Origin of the sequence: Xanthomonas sp. SHU 166 (assembly GCF_000364685.1) — a bacterium.
Taxonomy (GTDB): domain Bacteria; phylum Pseudomonadota; class Gammaproteobacteria; order Xanthomonadales; family Xanthomonadaceae; genus Xanthomonas_A; species Xanthomonas_A sontii.
Map to the genome: position 1 here is coordinate 1 of NZ_AQOJ01000490.1, position 1,249 is coordinate 1,249.

A 1,249-nucleotide genomic window follows, 5' to 3' on the forward strand; every position below is an offset into this window, starting at 1 on the left:
TCAACCGCCCGCACGCGCAGTTCCGCGGCTTCGCGGGCACCGTGGCGGCCGGCGCGGTACAGCCCGGCGATGCGGTGGTGGTGCTGCCGTCGGCGCGGCGCGCGCAGGTCGCGCAGGTGCTGATCGGCGCCGATGCGGTGCCGCGCGCGGTGGCCGGGCAGGCGGTGACCCTGACCCTGACCGAGGAGATCGACGTCAGCCGCGGCGACGTCATCGCCGCTGCCGGCGATCCGCCGGAGGTGGCCGACCAGTTCGCCGCGCACGTGCTGTGGATGGACGATGCCGCGCTGCTGCCGGGTCGCCCGTACTGGCTGAAGATCGGCGCGCGCACCGTGGCCGCCAGCGTCACCGAGATCAAGCACCGCATCGACGTCAACACGCAGGAGCGGCTGGCGGCCAAGCGCCTGGAACTGAACGAGGTCGGCTACTGCAACCTGGCGCTGGACCAGCCGATCGCCTTCGCCCCGTACGCGCAGGATCGCGCGCTCGGCGGCTTCATCCTGATCGACCGTCACAGCAACGCCACCGTCGCCGCCGGGACCCTGGATTTCGCGCTGCGCCGCGCCGGCAACGTGCATTGGCAGCACCTGGACGTGGACAAGGCCGCGCGCGCGCGGATCAAGGGACAGACACCGAAGGTGCTGTGGTTCACCGGCCTGTCCGGCGCCGGCAAGTCGACCATCGCCAACCTGGTCGACAAGCGGCTGCACGCACTGGGCTACCACACCTTCATCCTCGATGGCGACAACGTGCGCCATGGCCTGAACCGCGATCTGGGCTTCACCGACGAGGATCGCGTGGAGAACATCCGCCGCGTCGCCGAGGTGGCCAGGCTGATGACCGACGCCGGCCTGATCGTGCTGGTCAGCTTCATCTCGCCGTTCCGCGCCGAGCGGCAACTGGCGCGCGAGCGCTTCGGCGAGGGCGAGTTCCTCGAAGTGTTCGTCGACGTGCCGTTGCCGGTGGCCGAGGCGCGCGACGTCAAGGGCCTGTACGCCAAGGCGCGCGCCGGCCTGATTCCCAACTTCACCGGCATCGACTCCCCGTACGAGGCGCCGGAGCGGCCGGAACTGCACCTGCACGCCGATGGCGACAATGTCGAAGCGCTGGCCGCGCAGGTGCTGGCGGCGCTGAGGTTGCAGGACTGAGGTGGCGAGGGGGGGCAATTGGCGCGGCAGGTGTCGACCGTCTCGCCGTGCCCCTGTAGCGCCCTTTGTAGATACCGTCTTACCCCCTAGCAGGCAAGGCC

The 1,249-nt window shown here is 70.5% G+C and carries 1 protein-coding gene; it reads left to right on the top strand.

Annotation, left to right across the window (positions count from 1 at the left end):
- The coding region (cysC, locus tag D180_RS12820) for an adenylyl-sulfate kinase (RefSeq protein WP_017913102.1) at positions 1-1,148 on the top strand (1,148 nt) is incomplete at its 5' end.
- Between the last annotated feature and the right edge of the window lie 101 nt (positions 1,149-1,249).